Below are 20,003 nucleotides of genomic sequence, written 5' to 3'. Positions count from 1 at the left end.
AGTGGAAACGCGGGCATAGCCATAAATCATGCCATCGCTCTGCAACGGACTTGTGCAACGCGCAAGCCATTGATTTCCTGCACGCGGCAAGCCGTTGCAAAAGTTGTAACTTTCGCAACTGAGCTAGCCTCCTTGGGCAAGGGAAGGCTACCAGCATGCTCTCTCCACCACTGTGAATGTTAAAAAGTCGAAATTGGATAACCTTAGCTTCCGTTCCCATTTCGTTCATGCCTATATCGGACCCTTGGCGTGGTCGTGGCCAAGGAGTCGGAATTGCGGATCAGTCGAATAGTCATGGCGCCCGGCGGAATGCCGGTGCCCCTCTCGTCGCTGATCGCGCTGCGAGTGCCGCTGGTCGGCCAAAGTGTCCACGCCGGCTTTCCGTCGCCAGCCGACGACTTCATCGAGGACATGATCGACCTCAATCAGGTCCTCGTCCAGAATCCCACGGCGACCTTCCTGTGGCGCGTGGTCGGCGACTGCATGGTAGACGTCAAGATCTTCCCCGGGGATGTCGTCGTCGTCGATCGCAGTCTCTCGCCAAAGCATCGCAATATCGTCTTGGCCATCATCGACGGCGAGCCAACGCTGAAGAGGCTCAATCGCCGCGGCGGCGTCATGGTGCTGCACAACGAGAACGCCAAGCTGCCGCCGTTTCTGATCTCGGAAGGCACCGAGGTATCTATTTGGGGTGTCGTCACCGCGACCATCCGCGACCTCAAGAAATGACCGCTCTGGCGCTTATCGACGGCAACAGCTTCTACTGCAGCTGCGAGCGCGTTTTCGATCCCAAGCTCGAGAAGAGGCCGGTCATCGTCCTCAGCAACAACGACGGCTGCGCGGTGGCTCGGACGACCGAGGCCAAGGCGCTGGGCATCAAGATGGGCCAGCCGATGTTCCAGATCCGCGACCTGTGTCGGCAGAACAACGTCGCCGTCTTCAGTTCGAACTACGCGCTCTATGGCGACATGAGCCGGCGCATGAACAGCGTCTATCAGGGCTTCTCCCCGGACATCGAGATCTACTCGATCGACGAGAGCTTCCTCGACGTCGAGCACCTGCCCATCAAGGATCGGACAGCTTGGGCCAGCGACCTGCGCGCGACTACGAAGCAATGGACAGGCATCCCCTGCTGCGTCGGCATCGGGCCGACCAAGACGCTGGCGAAGCTTGCAAACAAGGCGGCGAAGAAGCTCCCCGGGGGCGTCCTCGATCTCAGCGACGAGCGCGTACGGCATGAGGTGATGGCGAAGTTTCCTATCGCAGACGTCTGGGGGATCGGGCCGGCGAGCCAGGAGAAGCTGCGGCATCTCGGCATCGAGTTCGCCGGTCAGGTGCGCGACATGGACCCGAAGCTGGCTCGGCAGCTCATGACGGTCGTCGGCGAGCGGATCATCCATGAGCTCAATGGCCGATCGGCGATCGCGCTGGAAGCGGTGGCGCCGCAGAGGAAGGGCTGCGCTGTCACCCGATCGTTCGGCAGTCGCGTCACGCAGAAAGCCGAAATGGAGCAAGCCGTCGCTGGCTATGCCACTCGGCTCGGCGAGAAGCTGCGACGGCACAATCTCGCGACAGATCATGTCAGCATCTTCATGCACACGTCTCAGTTCAATCGCGACGATCCGCAGCGCAACGTCTCCATGACCGTCGACATCCCCGAGGCCACCAACGATACCCTAACGCTGATCAGGGCGGCTCGGCGCGCCGTTGATGCGCTTTGGAAGGATGGGTATCGCTATTCGAAGGCGGGCATCATAACGCAGGATCTGGTGCCGCCGGCGCAACGTCAGATCGCGCTGTTCGACGGCCTGGACCATGAGCGCTCGGCGAAAGTGATGGCCGCCATGGACGAGGCCAACCGGCGCTGGGGTCGAGCGACCGTCGTGCCGGCAGCGACGATGGGCGGGCCGAAGAAGCCTCAGACGTTCACGACAAAGTTCGAGATGCGGTCGCCTCGGTTCACGACGAGGTGGGACGAGCTGCCGCAAGTCCGTTAGGCGTTCTTGTCGAAGGGGAAGTCCCATAAGATTGGGATGTTCTGAGTCAATGGGCCGAGCAGGCGGTCATCGATTTCTATTCTGATCTCCTGCCCCATCTTACTTGGGAAGAAGGTTTCGATGATCCAAATCATATATTGGTGGTGCAATCCCTGAATGGTCTTGCAGGTCTTCAGTACCCAATCTGACCATTCGTCTACCTGCTCTGTGGTATCGAACGCCGCGATGTGAGCCACGTCCTCACCAATCGGGTAAACCGTGTTTCCATCCTTGTTATGCAGATAGATGTTCATCTCGCGACGATCATGTGGCAAAGCAGCTATGCTCTTGCGGATGCGGTCCAGGCCGATATGACTTATTAGGTTGTTCCGCAATTCGACAGCGAACTTGCTCTGTGTGCTGTCCCAAATTTCGTCTATTTCGCCACCGTACTTGTCGAAAAAAGCTTTGATCGTGACGTCACCAGCACGCTCGCAAATTTTCCGATGGTCACGGATAACCTTCAGATATTCTACTGCCTTGCCCGAGAGCGTCCTGAGTAAGATTTGATCTTGCATGAAGGCGATGCTGGCCATTCGATCGTCTCCCCTTGCGATGGCAAGGGAGTTGATCGTGTGGAGCGTCAGTCGCAAGAACACCAGTATTTCGTTGATGGCAAAGCAGGTGGCCACCATATAAGTGGAATGTTGCTTTGGTATCGCCTGGAGCTCGGCGGCCGTGAACTTGAACTCCACGAACTGATAGAGTTCGCCGCTTCTGTTGCCTGATGGTGCTGCTCGGACAATCTTCATAGCGGGTTCATGATCGGCTTCTTGGTGTCAGTCCCCTCATATCGGCTGCTGTTGACCTCACGGCCGACGCGGTGGAACTGGAGCTGGCTATCGAGATGGTTGTCGAGCAGCAGCGCCTTCGCATCTTCGCCCTGCGCTTCGCCCGAAAGCCAAGCATCGTAAGCGCTTTCTTCGAGGATCACCGGCATGCGGCCGTGGATGTGGGCGATGTGCTCGACTGCCGGCGCCGTGATGATGGTGCAGCTGGTGATGCCGAGGTTGTCATTATGTGCCCATAGCCCCGCGAAGCTAAAGGGACGACCCTCCGGCAGTTGCAGTAGCCAAGGGTCCTTCTTTCCGTCGACGAGGCTGGTCGTCCACTCGAAATAGCCGTCGGCCGGGATCAGGCAGCGGCGCTTCTTGAACGGCTCGCGGAATGCCCCGGACGTGTCCACGGTCTCGATGCGGGCGTTGAACATCGTTGCCTTGGGCAATTCCTTGGCAAAGAACGGGACGAGCCACCATCGGCCGCGGAGAAGCTCGCGATTGCCGGCTTTGTCGAGCGCGACGAAGTCCACGTCCTGCGTCGGCGCGATGTTGTACCGCGGCTGCATGTTCGATGGCGCCACGGGAAAGAGCTCGTCGGAGAGCGAGTAGAGAGCGTGTAATTCGCGCCAGGTGTACTCAGCAGTGAAACGTCCGCACATCGACGCCTCCTAACACCAGAACTCGCGCCCATTCGGCCAGCGCCGGGCCAAGCCTTCCTCGATCAGAATATCGCCCACATCGCGGCCGGCAATACGGATCGTCGCGAGCACACGTCCGTACCGGTCTTCCCCATGGGTCTCAACTGTGAAGGGATTGCCGCTCAAGAGCTGCTGGAAGCGAGCGCTCGCCTGGTGCGCCAAAGCAACTTCGGCGCGACCGCCGCAAATATCGTTATACGGCTCCGGCGTGTCGTAGCTCTCAAGTCGGAGGTTCACCCCCTGGAGCCAGATCGTATCGCCATCAACGATGCAGGTGTGCCGGTCACGGCCGCACATAGGCATGTTTACGCGCCATTCGTCCGCAGCTACGGCAGGGAGAACCGGGAAAGCAAAGATTGTCGAAGCGGTAAGCGCGGCCAGTCTAGTCAGGATCATTCGTCCGGTAACTCTATGATGTCGTGGACCTCGGAAATCCGATAAGCGACTGGGCGCCCATTCAAGGTTTCTACCCTCGCGGTGACATAGAAACCGAGGCGATAGAGGTTCCGGGATCCCTCTGAAGTTTCGTGCTTGATGCGCTGCTCCGCAAGCTCGGAATCGTAGACGACTGCCAGCGGCTTTTTAGTTATGTATTCCATAATCGCGAGCTCGCCGGTGCGCTTACCGGTGTCGGTCTGCTTCAGATTGCTTTGCCAAAACACAAGGAGTTGGTTCTCCACGACCTGGAATGCCTTAGCCTCCAGCTCCTTGCGCTGCTCGTCGATAACTCGGATCGCTTGTTGCGCCTGCTTCGTATCGAATTTGATCGCGACCCGGGTTTTTTCACCGTCCTTATCGTATTGGACTGACTTCAGCGTTGCGCTGCCGTTTGAATCGTTGGCGATCGCAGCCACGCCCTTCATCAAGTCGTCCAGATCACTCTTCCGCGGCTCAGGTAGCTTTTGCCCATGTCCCAACTTGAGGATCAGGCCGCCGTACCTACGCACGAAGTCGTCGACGATCAGAACTCGATCGAGGTTCTCAATAAGAGGCGGGATAAAAGGAATAAGGTCGGCGATAATCGAGCCGGCGCGGATCTGGCGGACGTAGATCTTGGAGGTTTCGTCGACGAGGTTCGGATGTTCATCGCGAAGGTACTGCTCGAATTGATGCCCAATGGCGACGAACATGCCCATCAGATCGTAGAGCTCCACCGGCCGCTCGAGGTCGATAGTCAGCTCAATAAAGCTGTAGCTTTCTACTTCCAAAAGGATTGTCCCCCAAATCCTTAGATTCAGGGGAACATCCATTTCACGATTTGCGCCCTACGGAAAGGGCCGCACTAAGTCAGACGTAATCTACCATCTAATTCTTGCGGTCGAGCTTTTCTTCAACCTTTTCGCGGCTGTTGCCGACCTCACTCACGGCCTTCTTCACCGCATCCTTGCTCACGTTTTTCTTGTCGGCCTCGAAGCGGACTTCATGGTCCTGCTTGCCGGCGACCCGGGCGCGATCCTGAGACGTGTTCGACGTGATACTCTCCTAAGGATTGTTCAACCTATCCTTCCAACGACACCATGAATCGGAGGGTTCCGATCACCCAGCTATTCGTCCAGCGAACCGGGATCGAATGACACCGACGCGGTGCAGATGACGTGGTGCGCGGCATCGCACACTGCGACCGCTACGGAATGTGGGTGGGTCGTCGTCGCGGCATCCATCGACATCTCAGTCGTGGCTCGGACGGCCTCCTGATGAGCGCGCTCCGACGAGGGCAATTCGAGGCCTTCCTGGTCGGGCTTCGTTATTCCGTCTTCGGGGACGTCGAAAAAGAACTTCGGCATCGCAACCTCCGGCCGTTCTACGAAAAAGGCCGGTTTCGCGTTCCATCACAGTGTTTCGCTCGGCACCATCGTCAGTGTCGACCCATGCAACCGATTCAAAAGACTCGCATTTTCGACTCACGATGTACCCGAGTTCCGCATGCCAGCCATAGAGTCCGCACTCCGCAAAAAGCGGTCACCCCGCAGGGACTCAGAATCTAACCCTACATATCCTCTTCCGACCTTTCGTCCATTCCAGCTCTGCACACTCAGTGAGACGATCCCGAGCGGCGCAGACTGGCTGTTCGAGATGAAGTTCGATGGCTACCGGGCCCAGATCGCAATCTCGGGCTCAGAGGTCCGGGTCTATACGCGCAATGGTTACGACTGGACCGAGCAGTTCAAGGTCATCCTGCTGCCGCTCAAAACGCTGACGAAGGGCTCCGTCCTCCTCGACGGTGAGATCGTCGCCATCGACAAGCAAGGGCGCACCAATTTCAGCATACTCAAGACCGGTATCGCCGCCGGCATCCCCCTCAAATTCTATGCCTTCGACATCTTCGAGAAGGACGGCGAAGACCTGACGCAGATGCCGCTGATCGAGCGGAAGGCCATCCTCGAGGAGCTGATCGGCGAGCGCGATGCCGACGATAGCATGCAGTACAGCCACCATGTCGTCGACGGCGGCAAATCCGTGTTCGACGCCATGTGTAAGGGTGGCCACGAAGGCATGATCGCCAAGCGCGCCGATGCCCGCTACATCGGCGACCGCACCAAGAGCTGGTTGAAGATCAAGTGCACGAAGCGACAGGAATTCGTCATCGGCGGTTGGCGGCCGAGCGACAACGGCCGCGGCATGGCCAGCCTGATCCTCGGCACATACGAGAAGGGCCAGTTCGTCTATCGCGGCCGGGTGGGCACCGGCTTCACCGAGGCCATGAAGGACAAGATCATGGCGCAGTTGGAGAAGCGCCGGCTCGTCAAGCCTGCCTTTGCGTCCGTGCCTCGCGACATCGCGCGTAAGGCGCGTTGGGTGAAGCCCGAGCTCGTTGCCGAAGTCGCCTTTGCCGAGATCACTCCTGATGGGTCGTTGCGCCACGCCAGCTTCCAAGGCCTGCGCGCGGACAAGAAGGCCACGCAGGTCGTGCTGGAGGTGCCGGCTGACGACACCAGCGCAGGCCTCGATCCCGGCGTCGGTGTCGAAATCGCGCAGGCGCTCGGAGTGAAGCTCTCGAACCCCGATAAGGTAATGTACCCCGGGACGGAGATCACGAAGGCTCACCTCGTCGCCTATTACGCGGCAGTGGCCGACCGCATGCTGCCGCATCTCAAGGACAGGCCGCTCTCTCTGGTGCGCGACACCGACAACGACCTGCAAAAGACCTTCTTCCAGAAGCACGCGCTGGCTGGCATGCCGAAGACGCTGAAGTCTGGCGCGCTGACGAAGATGAAGGGATCCGAGAGCCGCATCCTCTGGATCGAGGATCTCGCCGGTCTCGTCGGCGGCGTGCAGATGAATACGCTCGAATTCCATGTTTGGGGCTCGGATCGACATGAGCCCGAGCTGCCCGAACGCATGGTCTTCGACATCGACCCGGACGAGGGCCTCGACTTCGGCGACGTCAAGCAGGCCGCGAAAGACATCCGCGACATCCTCGGTGCGGTCGGTCTGCAGTCGTGGCCCCTCTTATCCGGCGGCAAGGGCATCCACGTCGTCGTGCCGTTGGTACCGGAAGCCGACTGGAACGAGGTCAAGGAGTTCTGTCAGGACTTCGCCGAACTGCTCGCGAAGACCGATCCGCACCGCTTCGTGGCGAATATGAGCAAGGCTCGCCGCAAGGGTCGCATGTTCTTGGACTATCTCAGGAACGGTCAGGGCTCGACGGCGGTCTGCCCATGGTCGACGAGGGCGCGCGCCGGCGGGACTGTGGCGGTACCGGTCACGTGGGGCGAGCTGGACGGCCTCGATCGCGCAAATGCCTTCGACATCTTCGCGGCGGCCGAGCGGGCGCAGGGGCTCGATGCGTGGGAAGGCTATTTTGGTGTCGAGCAGGTTCTGACTGAGCGGATCAGGCAGGTGGTAAAGCGCTAGTCAGGTCAAATGCCGCGCTTCCAAATCAGCGGATCTAATGTGAGGTAGCTGCGCCAGGTTGTCTGTCATGCACTGAACTGGCCGTGCTGGTGATCGACCGTACTGCAACATGTGAGTCAAGCCGCTGGATCAAACTGGATATTGCAGACCTCGTCTCACCGTCGTTGGTATGGTTCAGCATGTTGCGAAGCCGAAACAGCAATCCCGTCAGGGTCCCCACGCTGGGTTGCTGCTGCCGCGCTAGTAGGCTTGAATAATAGCGTGGGCTCTTCCCGAGCCAGATACGGGAAAACTCCATCTGAGACCGAACCAGTCCCATATCGGTCAATACCTCGAATATTTCCTGGACTCTCATTGCTACCTCCTGCACGTGAATATTTACCGGCGGAGGCGAGGTGCTTTATAAATAGCAGCAACAAAGGAGAACAGGATGCAAAGTCCGACAACAAATACGGCGAAATGCCCGCCCATGTGGAATTTCTGGGGTCAAGACGTTCGCGCTCCCAGTGTGGGCCTAACGACCCTGCGAGCCGAACTCATGGCAAAGGGGTATTTCAGCTACCACGAGAAGAAGAAAATCCCCGGACTCACCCTGGGTATGCTCCAGCATCGGAAAGCAGTCGAAACTGCACTTGGCTGGTATGACGATATTTCTAAGCGCATGAGGGACTGTGGCAGCTTAGACCAGTGGAACAATCCCAGCGAATGCAAGGTTCCGCTATGTCCGCGCTGCATGATGCTTAAACGTGGCCGCGAAACAGCCGAGAACATCGAACTGTTCGCGCATCAGGGCAATGACAAGCTGGTTTTCCTCACGCTCCTACTGCCGCTGACCCGACACCTCGATGACATTCCCAAGCTGAAGGCCGAGCACAAGCTGAAAATCCGCAATGCCCTGAAATACCAAGCCCGAAAAGACCCGCGCTGGAAGCAGGTCTATATGAAGGGCTATTGGGAAATCGAGCACTATCTCGATACAGAACTCGATGAGGTTGGCCGCAACAAGAAAATCGCGACTTCGATGCTCAATCCGTATGTTTGCGCCGTAGGGGCATCCATATGGCATTTGCACTGCCACGCCATCGTGGCTCTTGGCGATATTTCCATGGAAGAACTCAAGCAGGCTCTCCGAGCCAAGGCCTACGACATCCCCTACCAGGTCGATATCGAGCCATTCGAGAGCCACAGGGGGGTCGAAGACAACATCAAGAGCATCACCCGATATGGCATGAAGTTTCGTATCGAGAAGGATTTCAAACGGGCTGAGCCCTTTGATCCGGATTACGTCTTCGACATGGAGGCCTCGCACAAGCGCAGCTGGTGGCCAAAGAAGGCCGTTCAGGAGTTCGCCCGGTTACTGTGCAAGTCCAGAGCGAGCTTTCAAGCGACCAACTTCTGGATTGGGCCAGACGGGAAAAAGAAGAACGAAGTTCGATTGAAAAGGAAGAAGATCCTAAAGGCACCGACCAAGACCGAAGTCCTGCATCAAGACATAGATAAAGAACTTGATTGGTACATGGATGATGGGATTTCTTCTGATCTGTCAGAGAGCGATGTCCATGTGGAATTGGGTGTAAGTGATGATGGTGTGAGCAGTGGGATTAATAAGAATACGGTCTATGATACTAACTGGCTCCACCAGATAGCCGAAAAGGTTCGGGAACGACACGCGCAATCCCGATCATCGCCATTGCCACCCGATAATTCCGGCTCCCCAACAGGCCCGCAAGCTGGGCCTGGCGAGTTATAACGGGCTTTTTGGCCTGATGGTCGATGCCTGCTGGCTAATGGAATGCGCTGCGTTTCAGCAGGTCCGCAGGGTCAACGTGGAGCGCCAGAGATAGCCGCTCAAGCTGATCCAAGGACAGATCGGCCTTGTCGCCATTCTCGATCTTGTCGATTTCCACCAAAGGCCAATCGAGATGTTCTGCCAGTGCGCGTGCGGTCATCTGGCGTTGTTCCCGATACCGCCAAACATTGCGGGCAAGCAACCGTGGCGCTTCGGGATGCTTCAACCGTGGCCGCATCATCGATGCCCCGGCACGAATAGCTGGAAGGGCTGCACCGCAAGCGCTTCGCAGAGCTGGTCCACATCGTTCAGGGTAATATCGAACTGCTCAGCGCTCTCAATATCCTCGATCATCGCCAGGGGCCAACCCACGGCCCGCGCCAACATGTCAGTGTCGATCCCGCGTATCTCCCGCCAGCGCCGAACATTATGCGCGAACAGCTTGTGCCCGTCGGTGATCCTTGGCCGCAATGAGCATCTCCATCTTCGTGTCGATACCGCGATAGCGCCAGAAGAACAGGAGGCCAAGCAAAGACCAAAAGAGCCCGTTTTTCAGGAAAAAGGATCAGCAGAACCAAGGTGTTAGGAAGGCGGTTTGCGCGTCCGGGCACTTTGGCTGAGGCCAGAGAGCTATAGCCGATGGCTATAGCTCTCTGGGTGTCACGCGCGCTGATTAAAACCCGCTTTACTGCCACAGCAGCACAAGACCAAACCCCGATAGCGTCCTGCTATAGTGCTGCTGGTTTCAAGGGAATTGCCGTTACATGGATCACCGCACACCCAAACTTGCCGTGCTGATCGACGCCGACAATGCGTCCGACAAGATCGCAGCGGGTCTGTTCGAGGAAATCGCCAAGATTGGCGAGGCGAGTGTTCGGCGCATCTATGGTGATTTCTCCAGCACGCGCCTTCGCGGGTGGACAGATGTTCTGCCGAAATATGGTCTTCTCCCGCATCAGCAGTTCGCCTACACCACTGGCAAAAATGCTTCAGACATTGCATTGGTTATCGATGCGATGGACCTGCTCCATAGCGGGCGTTTCAATGGTTTTTGTCTCGTATCTTCGGATAGCGATTTCACCCGGCTCGCTGCGCGTATTCGAGAGCAGGGCGTTGATGTCTATGGGTTTGGAGAACAGAAGACGCCAGAGAGTTTCAGGCAGGCCTGCCATCGTTTCATCTACACCGAGAACTTGCTCGAACTGCCCAATCAGGAACAGGTCGAAGCGATTAAGGCAGGAGCAAAAAAGAAGCTGAAAGAAGCAGTCCCGCTGTTGCTTCGGGCCTTTGGCCAGCTCGAGGATGATCAGGGCTGGGCACCTTTAAGTGCGCTTGGCAGTCGTCTCGCAATCATGGCCCCGGATTTCGACCCAAGATCGTTCGGGTTTCGCAAGCTCAGCGATTTGGTGCGCGGCACGAACAAGTTCGAGGTCGAGCAGGCCAATGGCGGACCTTTACGTATCCGATCCCGCTAATGCGCACCCATCTGCATGTTTGCTGCCCCTACGGTGCCCGCTGGCGGGGCTGGTGATCAGCGGGCAAGCCGCGCTACCCTATGGGGCTACCAGCCCGCTACACCCTTCGCCGGGCGTGTGCCGGTGGCCATTACGCCTTCGATATAGCCGCCAACATCCATGCCGAACCGGAAAGCAAGCTCGTGGCAGGCATTGCGGACTTTCGTAACGGCTTCATAAGCATAGTCGAATTGCATCACCGCGATCTGCACATCCTTGAACGCCGAGTTCGCCACATTGGCATCGAGCCATCCGTTCTGGTCCATGTCGCGGCTGGAGAACAGCATGTTCTTGGACCAGTCACCGACCAATTGAAGGACCGCTGCCCGCAGACTGGCGCACTCTCGTTGCCCCTGTGGGTCATCGGCATGTGCGGGAGTGGTCAAAGACAGAAATGCCGGGAGCAGCACGATGGCCATTCCCGGCGTGCGGAGGTATTTCGTAGTGGCCGGGATCAAACGGCCTTGCGCAGCATGTGCCCGCGTTCGGCAGCAGCAGCGGCAAGCTGTGTGTCGAGTTCCCCGGCACGAACAGCCTCGGTCAAGGTGTCGAGAATTGCGGGAAGCGCGGTGAGTTCGCCAACGGTGATTGCGTTCTTGTCCTTGGCAAACTCGATGGGCTTGCCGGCATAGCGCAGACCGAAGAAGGTCTGGCCACTGGCATCGACGAACCAGCCCGCGCGGAGACGCTTCGGGGTTTCGACCTGGACCCGCTGACCGTCCTCGTTCTTCCGCCAGACCATGTGGGTCGGCGCATAATGCTGCCCAGCGACCTTGGCTTCGGCCATAGCCTTCTGTTCCGCCAGCGCCGCGATCACCTTGTTGCGGGCGCGTTCCACCGGGTCATTGCTGGTGCGAACCGGCAGTGCAGTGGTCAGCTTCAGGGTTTTCAGGATGCTCATGCGGTATTTCTCCATGTGGTTTTCTTTCCACGTGGCCTAGCGCCAACGGCCAAAAGAGCGACCAAAAAGTCTGATAGGACCGCTTGGTCGATCACGAGACCACGAGCCTGACCTTGACCAAAACCTATTCCCGCCAAGAGCTTCTCGACATCATCTGGAGCAAACCCACCCGCGAAGTCGCGGAAGACATCGGTGTATCAACCGCCGCGATCTCCACCTACTGCAAGGACAACGACATCCCCGCGCCGCCTCGTGGGCATTGGCTAAGGGCTGAAGGCAAGCGGGTGAAAAAGCCCAGCCTGCCCCCGAGAGGGATAGGGAAGCGAGACACAATCAGGGTCGGTGGCAGCAACGGCTACTACTATTCCTATCCCGAACCTGCGGGCCTCATGACGATGGAAATCGGTCCAGCGCCGAGCTTTCAACCCAGCATCGACAAGGTCATGGAAACAGTGCGTCAGCAGATTGGCAAGGTCGCTGTCCCCCGCGATTTTTCCAAGGCGCATCATCTCATTCGGCGGCTTCTGGAACACGACGAGGAACGCCGGATCAAATATCTGTCGGCCTCGTATCACTCCTATTGGGATGCGCCGTATTTCGATGCGCCATACGAGAAGCGGCGGCTACGTATGATGAATGCCCTGATGCTCAACCTGCATCGGTTCGGCGGCAAAGCGACAATGCGTGACAAAAATCCTACGGGCTTTTCTTACAAAGTCGGACACCAGAACCTTTATGTCACCGTGGATCATCCCGAGAGCCGCCGTTCAAGTTGGATGAGTGAAGAACTCGCCACGCGGTCAGCATCGGAACCGATCGTGGTTTCCATTGGACAAGGCGACAAAGACAAGAAACCGCGGCGCCGATGGGGCGACAACGGCAGCGATAAGGTCGAGGCCCATTTACAGGACATCCTTGTGTCCATGATCGTCACCGCAGAAGTCGAGTTTCGGGACGATGAACTGCGGCGGCACAACTGGCTGATTTCACGCAAGGAGCAGCTGATCGAGAACGAGCGCAAGCGCATCGAGGAGGAACAACGACGCGAACGCGAACGGATCGAAGCTGACAGGAAGGCAAGATATGACGGCCTTCTGCTGGACGCCGCCGCGCACCGGCAGGCAGAAGATATTCGCGCCTATGCACGATCCGTCGCGTCAGCCAAGGATGCTGTGCAGGATGGCGCGGATGTTGATGCCTGGGTGTCTTGGGCGTTTGCGCAGGCCGATGACATAGACCCGGTGGTGCGGATGCAACTCACCGGCACCATTTCACGCACACCCGACGAAGTCAGACAATCGCAAGTCGACGACCAACGCCAGAAGGTGGAGGCGCTGAAGCCCTATCTGGATCGTCCTCGCGGCTATGGCGGATACTAGTGGGTCCATCTCGCCCAAGCGCGGCAGCGCTAGCAAGTAACACCTATGATCAAAAAAGCTTGCCAGCCCAAGAAAACCACTTCAAACGTTGGAAAAACGGGAGGCACGATGAAGGTCTGCGGAGTAACGATAAAGTCCAAGACGGCTGAACTAGCAATAGTCGAGAGCGGAGAAGATGGACCAATTCTGGTCCAGTGCGGGACAAAGAAGATTGAACTCGCAGACGATCGAAACGCTGCAGACATTCGCTCCTTCCTGCACGCCATAAAGACCTTTGCTCACGAAAACGGCGTGGACACTTTTGCGGTGAAAGCTCGCGCACATAGAGGGCAAAAGGCGGGTGGGGCAGTATCCTTCAAGATCGAAACGCTCATCCAGCTCGTTGAGGACACGGATTGTGTGCTCGTAAATGCAGTGGCGCTGTCAAATTTTGCGAAGAAGAACGTTGCGGGGCTTCCTGATGGGCTGCTGAGATATCAAGAGGATGCTTACCGAAGCGCCGCTTATCATTTGCACAAGAGCGGTCTGATCTAAATGGCGATTGGCGTGGTTGACTTGCCGGAGCCTATCCGGCTGAAAATAGCGGAACTGGAGCAGGCCATTGATTTTGAAACAATCGTCTCGAAAGGTGGCAACGGACATGTTGCCATCGGGCTTAATCGGCTCTTGCAAAGGCGGGTAGTCTACAAATTTTACTATTGGGGAGATGGCGCTCACGTAGAGCCAAAGAGGTTGGCACAGCTGGCTTCCGATCACATTCTGCCGGTTCATGATGCCGCGCCACTGAACGAAGAAGATGCCTATTTTGTCACGCCATACTGCTCCAATGGCGACTTAGAAGACGCCCTTGTGACCGCAAGATTTGGCCCTCTTCAGGCTATAGACGTGGCATTGCAGGCAGCCGCCGGCGCAAGTTATATCCACGGCGAAGGCTTCCTTCACCGCGACTTGAAACCTTCGAATATATTCTGCACTGACGATGGAAAGTTCGTCATTGGCGATTTTGGCTCAATCGTTCCCATCCAAGACGAAGGCTATGGCGCGGCACTGACTAAGCATTCGTTGATTTATCGGCCGCCTGAGGATTTCGATGGAAACCGGTATTATAGGCAGGGCGATGTCTACCAGATCGGCATGCTGCTTTACGAATTGTGTGGCGGCGTCCTCCATAAGAACGAGCGCGACTGGCTCAAGCCCACCCAGCAACTACGCTATGATGGGTTAGCTGGCTACGATCAGCAGGCATATGCTACCGAAATCATCCAAAACAAAATCAAGCGCGGCCAAATCTTTAGTTGGGACGCAATCCCCGCTTGGGTCTCGCAAAGGTTGCTCTCTGTCATTCGGCGCGCTGTAGCATCAAGTATGGATCGAAGGTTTGCCACGGTTGCAGATTTGGTTGCTGGGCTGAACAATGTCCGCCGACAAATCTATGATTGGCGCATCCTGGACGGCACGCCGTGTTTAGCCGTTCAAAATAAGGCATACCGGATTGTGGAAGTGCAGGGCGGGTTCCGTATCGAGAAGCGATTGTCCGGGAACTGGCGAACCGAACGACGGTTGCATCCACAGACGATGCGTGAGGCCGTTCAGCTAGTCGAGCATGCTTGAGCTTTCTAGCACGCACCTAGCACGTTGAACCATGTGCCCAGCAATTCCGGGCTCGTTGAGATGCTAGCCCTGATTTGGTAAGGGAGAGGCCGACAGTTCAATCCTGTCCGGCAGCACCATTCCATCTCATTGATGGGACTTAACAATCTGGATTTGCTGGACTTTTTAGGTTCGCCTTTGGTACTCAGAGGTGGTTCTCATGGTCTTGCCTATGCCTTCCCCGTACAAGCACAAAGCCACCGGCGTCTATTGGCTCAAGCAGCGTGTTCCTTCGCGGCTTGTTGCTCGTGCCAAGGGGCAAGCGGTCACCGTTTTTGTGGATGAAGTGCCATCGCTGGTGAAGCTGGGCGAGTACATCAAGGTTTCTCTCCGCACTAAAGACCCCGCTGAGGCCAAGCGGCGCAGTCAAGACGCCGAAGCTGAGTTCAGTCGCATCTGGCTCAGCTTTGAGGATGGCCCTGTATCCTTAAACCTCAAGCAGATCACTGCTCTCTGTGGTGAGATGTACCACACCATTCGGGCGGTGCTTGAGGACGACCCCGGCGAAGCGGCGCAGTGGGTGCAGCGGCGTCGTGACCGCGAAGAGCAGTACTCCAAGCAGAAACCCGCTTGGCGGGCCGCGCTCATGATTGGACATCCATCGCTTGAGGCTAGGCTAGGGTCGTGGGTGGACGGAGCGCTGGCTGAGAAGAAGCTGCGTGTGGATGAGAAGACCCGGCAACGGTGTCTTGTGGAGTTCGACCGTGCCGCCACCGAAATCGCCCTCCTTTTGGAACGGCGGGGCAAGGGTGATTTCAGCAAGGATGTGGTGGGCGAGCGCTTCCCGAAGTTCGAGGCTCCGCAGCGCCCGGCTGAAGCCGCGGCCAAGCCTTCTGGCGTGACTGGCGACACGAACACGCTCACGGGCCTGCTCGCGCATAAGCAGCGAACACAAACGAAGAAGGATGCGACCTTTAAGACCTACCTAGGGTGCGTCAATCGCTTCATCGCCTTCATCGGGCACGAGGACGCCAGACGCATCACGAAGGATGATGCGAGGCGTTGGCGCGATGAGCTGATCAAAAGCGGCTTGGCCAAGAAGACGATCAACGACCAGTACCTGACCAGCCTGAAGGTTGCGCTGAGCCATGGCGTCAAGGAGTTCGACCTTCCTCTCAATGTGGCGGCAAGTATCCGCGACGAACGCGACGACCCGGCCCCAGTCGGCTCCAAGGGATATAGCGAGGAGCAGGCACGAGCTATCCTAGCAGCTACCTTCCGTGGTTCGGCCAAAGACCTCGCCGTACCGTACCAGCGTGCGATCTTTTGGGTCCCTTGGATTTGCGCCTATACCGGTCTGCGGGTGAGCGAGGTTACCCAGTTCCAAGGGCGACATCTTCGTGAAGAGAACGGTGTCCCGTACCTGTTCATCTCCCCCGAAGACGGAAGCACCAAGGGAAAGAATGCATGGACGACTGGCATTCACCAACACCTGATCGACTTGGGCCTGATCGACATGTTGCGGTCCATTGGTGACGGCCCTGCATTCTACACGCCATATCCCGAGGGGACCGACCTTAAGAGCTTGTCGGACCACCGGGCCAAAAGCGCAGGGGACAAGATCGCAGAGTGGGTCAAGGAAGAGGTGGGCATTGCGCCACCCGGGAACCGCCCTAGTCATGCTTGGCGGCACCTGTTCACTACGCTTAGCCGAACCTACAAGATGGATAAGGAAGCTCGTGACTACATGTTGGGTAGCCGGTCAAAGACGGACGCTCGCGAGGGGTACGGCGACTGGTCCCCTGAAGTGGTGGATGCCGAGGTCAACAAGCTGCCTCGGTTTGAAGTTGCTGAGACCGAGTTCCGTCCATCATTGCAAAAGTTGGCGGCGCTTCCGCTAAAGAGTGCAACGCCGGCCCGCCCTCCACTACGCCTTCGCAAACCCCGCGCTAAGCGCGCCTAGAGCCTCTTGGCGGGCGCGTAGGGCGATGCTTTAGCACGGCTGTGGCAACTTGGAGTGCCCCGCAGCTTGCTCGTCCCTGTGCGCCTCTCTGGGGGCTTCCTCCACGCTTCTCGATGTCGGGAAGCGCCACCGCGAAACTATGGATTTCTCATGCGCGGTCTTTTCTCTTTCGGTCGGTCCACCATCAACGACGTTCGTGAGTTCGGTTTTGGCGAGGCAATGACGAACCTTCGCGCAGATGCGTCCAAGGCCCTCGGCAGGGTAATGGCATTTCATTGGCACCCCGAGGGCATCCGCAACGGCGCTGCGCTTTATCTCCGCGTGCCGCATACCCGCCTCAGCACCCTTGTGGAGTGGCATGACATCGGTCTTGGGCGGGGTGTCGAGCGGACCATTGATGGCTTCAACATCCACCTTTGGCGGCTTCAGGTGAACCTCTGCAATGAGCAGGGCGAGATGTATGGGTGCGACCGCTGATGCTAGCGATCATAGCCGGTTCGGCACCTTCATCGGGCTCAACGCGGTCATGGCGCTTGCTTATGGCATCGCCTGTGGGGCCAGCCAATTCTTCAACATGCTGTAGCGGTTGTCGTATCTGGCGTTGCCGATCAGAGGTTGCCGCGTGGTCCGCTGCGGCTTGGGCAGGGATAAGCGTCTGGGAAGGTCTAGGTTGAGGATTACCCCTCACCCTAGACGATCTCGCAAATCGGACCTGTGCAGATTACCCCTCACCATAGATCACTCGCAAAACGCGCCTCGATCTTCTTCCACATCTCATCAGGGCTGCCTTCGGGTGGCCCTTTCCGTTTTCAGGACATTCGCATGACAAATCTCGCAATTTTTAACGACCTCATCCAACTTCCCGAAGTTCTGGCGTTGCCAGAAGACCACCCCGCATGGGCCGGCATGAGCCCCGCGACCAAGCAGATTATCAGCCGCTACCTCGACCTAGCAGAGAAGGGGAGAGACCTAGCGGCAGCATACCGCGCCCTTCAAAGCGAAACCGAAGCGCTCCGCGCCGAACATGACGAGCTGCTGGACGAATATGACGGGCTGGTGGCTCGCTTCTACGGCCAAACTATCACTTCCCATTGACCCATCTCCGGCACCTGCCTCGCCCTCTCGGCGGGGTGGAGCCGCATCGGACACCATCATCATGACAAACAAAGTTCCGGGCCTGAGGCCCATGGGTGACCGCCCTCCAGCCGGTCGCCGCAATTCCGCTCGCGCGAATGTTCCGACCGCCGACACAATGCGGATGCCGGGGCTGCGGCCTGTAGCGCGCCCGGTGGACACCTATGTCCAACCCCAAGCGCCCTCATCCAGCAATGACGCACTTCAGCTTGCGGCTGCGCTCAGCCAGATCAATCCCCAGCTCGGCCAGATCATCGAGCAGGAGGGCGCACGGCAGCGCAAACGGATGGAGGATATGGCCGCACAGCGCATTGGCGGCATGTCCGTTTCAGAAGCCCGCGCGGCAGTGGACAGCGGCACCATCTCGGAGATGAACAACCCGTGGTATAACGCCGCCTACATGCGCCTGTTGGGAGAGCGGACGGCCTATGAGCGCCAGAGCGCTCTTGCCACCGAATATGAAACCTCCTCCGACAAGGCCACCATGGACTTCAGCGCCTTCGTGGCTCAGGCCGTTGAGCGCGACATTGCCCAGTACGATGGCAATGAGTTCTTCGCCGGCGGTTACGTCCCGATCATGGCGACCTTTGACCGGACGGGTGGAGCGAAGGCGGCTCAGGACAAGGCCGATCACATGGCCGCCGAAAGCCAACAGAGCGTGTTCCAGTCGTTCCTTGGGCTGGCCCAGACCATGCAGGCAGAAGGGAGGCCCAACGAGGAAATCGTGACCGCCATCCAGAGCCGTTACCAGGGCAACATGGAATTTCTTCGCCTCGACTTTGGGGCGCAGGATGCCGAGTTGGTCAGGGTGGCTGAGGCCCTTGCCCAGCAAGGCAATCATGGTCTGGTTACCGCCATCTTCTCAGCGCCCCGCAACGGCCCCGATGGGCAGCCAATCGGCTCGCTCATGGAAAGCCGGGAGTTCGTCGCTGACGCCACCCGCATCATGGGTACGGCGGAGAAAGAACAATACAGTCTCGACCAGACGGCGTTGTTCGATGACCGTACCCGGTTCTATGGCCTTGCTGCTCACGGAAAACTGGACGCTGCCGAGCTGGAGGCGGCGTATCAAGCGAACCCGGCGCTGTTCTCCGAAGCGCAGTTCCGGGCCGTCATGGATGAGAACCAGCGGGTTTTGGCCAAGATCGCGTCCGATGCTGCCGACAACACCCGCACCCTGACGCTCCGGGCCGAAGCCGAACGCTCTGCTCAGGAACTAGCCAATACCGACCTGATGGCGTTGCAGGCGGGCCAACTGCCGTTCATTCAGGATGGAAAGGTGGTCAATGACAAGGGCGAATGGGAAGTGGTCACAGTGGAGAAGCGCCGAGAAGCGGCTGCCGACCTGTTCGCCAGCCGCCTCACGGAAGCCGCCCAAGCCCAGCAGATGACACCGGAACAGGCCCTTGCCTACATGGTTCAGGGCTTTGCCTCGAACGGCATGGAATATCCGAAGTGGCGGGATGTGCTGGCTGCTGCTCCCACGGCAGCGACCGCGCAGAACCTCTCCGGGGAGACCCTGCCCGATGCGCTGGCGCAGGCCACCGACTTGTACATGACGATGTACGACATGGCCCCACGCCTGTTGTCTCGCCATATCACCGACGACACCACGCGCGACTTCTTCGACGCCTACCGCATTGCCACCGAGTACAACGGTTCAGACAAGGGGCAGGCCATCATGCAGGCGGTGAAGGTGACCCAAGACCCCGACTATGAAAACCCGATGTACGGCCAGAACCTCAAGGCCGTTCTCGAAAAGGCCCCGAGGTGGGTTGGCGGCTTTCTTGGTCAGGGCCAGACGGAAGTGTTGAACCAGCCCTATGTGGTCGGAGAAATCAGCCGTCTTGCAGAGTTCTATGTCCGCAACGGCCTAAACCCCGATACCGCCCTGAACAAGGCCGAGGAGCGCTTTAAGTCCCTGAACCAGTTGGTCAACGGCTCCTATGTCTTTACGGGTTCCGAAGACCTCCCGCAGCATTTCCCCCAGATGGCCGAAGGGGCGTTGGAAAAGTACGTTCAGGACTTTCCCGAGGAGGGCTTGGAGATGGATGACATCACCATAGCTCCCTATGAGAACGGTTCCGGCATCTGGGTCATTCTCGACATGAACACCGGGGCACCTGTCGAAGATCGCAGCCGGCGCTTCATCACGCTTCGGTCTCTTGCCGAAATGCAACAAGCCCGCCAACAGGCGCTCGCCACCCAGATCATAGGCACGTCGAACGCGGCGCAGCAGGAGGCGCAGGACACGCCCCAGAACCTCTACCCGGTGCAGACGCCCAACCTGCTCCAGTACGAGCGCCCACCTAACTAGCCACCTCTCCACCATCACTATCATCAACAGCCCGCCTGACTTCACCGT

24 protein-coding genes are annotated in these 20,003 nt (G+C 58.2%); 13 read left to right on the top strand and 11 right to left on the bottom strand.

The features are described from left to right. The first annotated feature begins 249 nt into the window (after nt 1–249). Nucleotides 250–729, top strand: coding sequence for a LexA family transcriptional regulator (locus tag J7557_RS12335; RefSeq protein ID WP_291420359.1), 480 nt, complete (start codon nt 250–252; stop codon nt 727–729). Continuing rightward, nucleotides 726–1,997 carry a Y-family DNA polymerase gene (locus J7557_RS12330; RefSeq protein ID WP_291420358.1) on the top strand — a complete coding sequence of 424 codons (1,272 nt, stop codon included), beginning with the start codon at nt 726–728 and terminating at the stop codon, nt 1,995–1,997. Before J7557_RS12335 ends, J7557_RS12330 begins: the two co-directional genes overlap by 4 nt. Here the strand turns inward: J7557_RS12330 and J7557_RS12325 are convergent. The 6 genes from J7557_RS12325 to J7557_RS12300 all read right to left on the bottom strand — a co-directional run bounded on the left by J7557_RS12325 (nt 1,994) and on the right by J7557_RS12300 (nt 5,297). Next, a complete protein-coding gene (locus J7557_RS12325; RefSeq protein WP_291420357.1) occupies nt 1,994–2,788 on the bottom strand; it encodes a hypothetical protein in 795 nt (264 codons plus the stop codon). The genes J7557_RS12330 and J7557_RS12325 overlap by 4 nt on opposite strands. Then, nucleotides 2,785–3,474 (bottom strand): SOS response-associated peptidase, encoded by a 690-nt coding sequence (locus J7557_RS12320; RefSeq protein WP_291420356.1) that lies wholly within the window; start codon nt 3,472–3,474, stop codon nt 2,785–2,787. Before J7557_RS12320 ends, J7557_RS12325 begins: the two co-directional genes overlap by 4 nt. 9 nt (nt 3,475–3,483) lie before the next feature. Next, nucleotides 3,484–3,909: a thermonuclease family protein gene (locus J7557_RS12315; RefSeq protein WP_291420355.1), complete on the bottom strand. Its 426-nt coding sequence runs from the start codon at nt 3,907–3,909 to the stop codon at nt 3,484–3,486. Continuing rightward, nucleotides 3,906–4,721 carry a hypothetical protein gene (locus J7557_RS12310; RefSeq protein ID WP_291420354.1) on the bottom strand — a complete coding sequence of 272 codons (816 nt, stop codon included), beginning with the start codon at nt 4,719–4,721 and terminating at the stop codon, nt 3,906–3,908. Before J7557_RS12310 ends, J7557_RS12315 begins: the two co-directional genes overlap by 4 nt. 97 nt (nt 4,722–4,818) lie before the next feature. After that, nucleotides 4,819–4,989, bottom strand: coding sequence for a DUF3606 domain-containing protein (locus tag J7557_RS12305; protein WP_291420369.1), 171 nt, complete (start codon nt 4,987–4,989; stop codon nt 4,819–4,821). A 68-nt stretch (nt 4,990–5,057) separates the two neighbouring features. Continuing rightward, nucleotides 5,058–5,297, bottom strand: a complete 240-nt coding sequence (locus tag J7557_RS12300) for a hypothetical protein (protein ID WP_291420353.1) — start codon at nt 5,295–5,297, stop codon at nt 5,058–5,060. Nucleotides 5,298–5,436: 139 nt separating this feature from the next. Between J7557_RS12300 and ligD the strand changes: the two genes are divergently transcribed. After that, complete coding sequence (ligD, locus tag J7557_RS12295; protein ID WP_291420352.1) at nt 5,437–7,368, top strand: DNA ligase D; 1,932 nt, start codon at nt 5,437–5,439, stop codon at nt 7,366–7,368. A 34-nt stretch (nt 7,369–7,402) separates the two neighbouring features. Here the strand turns inward: ligD and J7557_RS21455 are convergent, their stop codons facing one another. After that, nucleotides 7,403–7,723, bottom strand: a complete 321-nt coding sequence (locus tag J7557_RS21455) for a DUF6626 family protein (protein ID WP_367272892.1) — start codon at nt 7,721–7,723, stop codon at nt 7,403–7,405. Between the two features lie 75 nt (nt 7,724–7,798). Between J7557_RS21455 and J7557_RS12290 the strand changes: the two genes are divergently transcribed. Further along, nucleotides 7,799–9,118 (top strand): hypothetical protein, encoded by a 1,320-nt coding sequence (locus J7557_RS12290; RefSeq protein WP_291420351.1) that lies wholly within the window; start codon nt 7,799–7,801, stop codon nt 9,116–9,118. A gap of 34 nt (nt 9,119–9,152) precedes the next feature. On the opposite strand, the gene J7557_RS12285 is transcribed toward J7557_RS12290, so the two are convergent. Then, the gene (locus J7557_RS12285) at nt 9,153–9,395 is read right to left on the bottom strand and encodes a helix-turn-helix transcriptional regulator (protein ID WP_291420368.1); all 243 of its coding nucleotides are present in this window, start codon (nt 9,393–9,395) and stop codon (nt 9,153–9,155) included. Next, nucleotides 9,395–9,628 (bottom strand): helix-turn-helix transcriptional regulator, encoded by a 234-nt coding sequence (locus tag J7557_RS12280; protein WP_291420350.1) that lies wholly within the window; start codon nt 9,626–9,628, stop codon nt 9,395–9,397. Before J7557_RS12280 ends, J7557_RS12285 begins: the two co-directional genes overlap by 1 nt. Before the next feature lie 293 nt (nt 9,629–9,921). Here J7557_RS12280 and J7557_RS12275 point away from each other — a divergent pair, with 293 nt between their 5' ends. Beyond that, nucleotides 9,922–10,632, top strand: a complete 711-nt coding sequence (locus tag J7557_RS12275; RefSeq protein WP_291420349.1) for an NYN domain-containing protein — start codon at nt 9,922–9,924, stop codon at nt 10,630–10,632. Between the two features lie 86 nt (nt 10,633–10,718). Here J7557_RS12275 and J7557_RS12270 read toward each other — a convergent pair whose 3' ends face one another. After that, entirely contained in the window at nt 10,719–11,090 is a 372-nt protein-coding gene (locus tag J7557_RS12270) for a hypothetical protein (RefSeq protein ID WP_291420348.1), read from the bottom strand. Nucleotides 11,091–11,125: 35 nt separating this feature from the next. Further along, complete coding sequence (locus J7557_RS12265) at nt 11,126–11,572, bottom strand: DUF6641 family protein (RefSeq protein WP_291420347.1); 447 nt, start codon at nt 11,570–11,572, stop codon at nt 11,126–11,128. Nucleotides 11,573–11,685: 113 nt separating this feature from the next. Here J7557_RS12265 and J7557_RS12260 point away from each other — a divergent pair, with 113 nt between their 5' ends. The 8 genes from J7557_RS12260 to J7557_RS12225 all read left to right on the top strand — a co-directional run bounded on the left by J7557_RS12260 (nt 11,686) and on the right by J7557_RS12225 (nt 19,955). Further along, nucleotides 11,686–12,951, top strand: a complete 1,266-nt coding sequence (locus tag J7557_RS12260; RefSeq protein WP_291420346.1) for a hypothetical protein — start codon at nt 11,686–11,688, stop codon at nt 12,949–12,951. A gap of 45 nt (nt 12,952–12,996) precedes the next feature. Then, nucleotides 12,997–13,485, top strand: coding sequence for a DUF3010 family protein (locus tag J7557_RS12255; RefSeq protein ID WP_291420345.1), 489 nt, complete (start codon nt 12,997–12,999; stop codon nt 13,483–13,485). Further along, nucleotides 13,486–14,562 carry a protein kinase gene (locus J7557_RS12250; RefSeq protein WP_291420344.1) on the top strand — a complete coding sequence of 359 codons (1,077 nt, stop codon included), beginning with the start codon at nt 13,486–13,488 and terminating at the stop codon, nt 14,560–14,562. A gap of 199 nt (nt 14,563–14,761) precedes the next feature. Then, the gene (locus J7557_RS12245; protein ID WP_291420343.1) at nt 14,762–16,504 is read left to right on the top strand and encodes a DUF6538 domain-containing protein; all 1,743 of its coding nucleotides are present in this window, start codon (nt 14,762–14,764) and stop codon (nt 16,502–16,504) included. A 150-nt stretch (nt 16,505–16,654) separates the two neighbouring features. Next, nucleotides 16,655–16,981 carry a hypothetical protein gene (locus tag J7557_RS12240; RefSeq protein ID WP_291420342.1) on the top strand — a complete coding sequence of 109 codons (327 nt, stop codon included), beginning with the start codon at nt 16,655–16,657 and terminating at the stop codon, nt 16,979–16,981. Then, nucleotides 16,965–17,087, top strand: a complete 123-nt coding sequence (locus J7557_RS12235) for a hypothetical protein (RefSeq protein WP_291420341.1) — start codon at nt 16,965–16,967, stop codon at nt 17,085–17,087. Before J7557_RS12240 ends, J7557_RS12235 begins: the two co-directional genes overlap by 17 nt. A 239-nt stretch (nt 17,088–17,326) precedes the next feature. Then, on the top strand, nt 17,327–17,599 hold the full coding sequence (locus J7557_RS12230) for a hypothetical protein (RefSeq protein WP_291420340.1): 273 nt from the start codon (nt 17,327–17,329) through the stop codon (nt 17,597–17,599). A gap of 61 nt (nt 17,600–17,660) precedes the next feature. After that, the gene (locus J7557_RS12225; RefSeq protein ID WP_291420339.1) at nt 17,661–19,955 is read left to right on the top strand and encodes a hypothetical protein; all 2,295 of its coding nucleotides are present in this window, start codon (nt 17,661–17,663) and stop codon (nt 19,953–19,955) included. Nucleotides 19,956–20,003 lie beyond the last annotated feature (48 nt).

Origin of the sequence: Devosia sp. (genome assembly GCF_017744655.1) — a bacterium.
Classification (GTDB): domain Bacteria; phylum Pseudomonadota; class Alphaproteobacteria; order Rhizobiales; family Devosiaceae; genus Devosia.
This window is presented reverse-complemented; position numbering and strand designations above follow the sequence as displayed.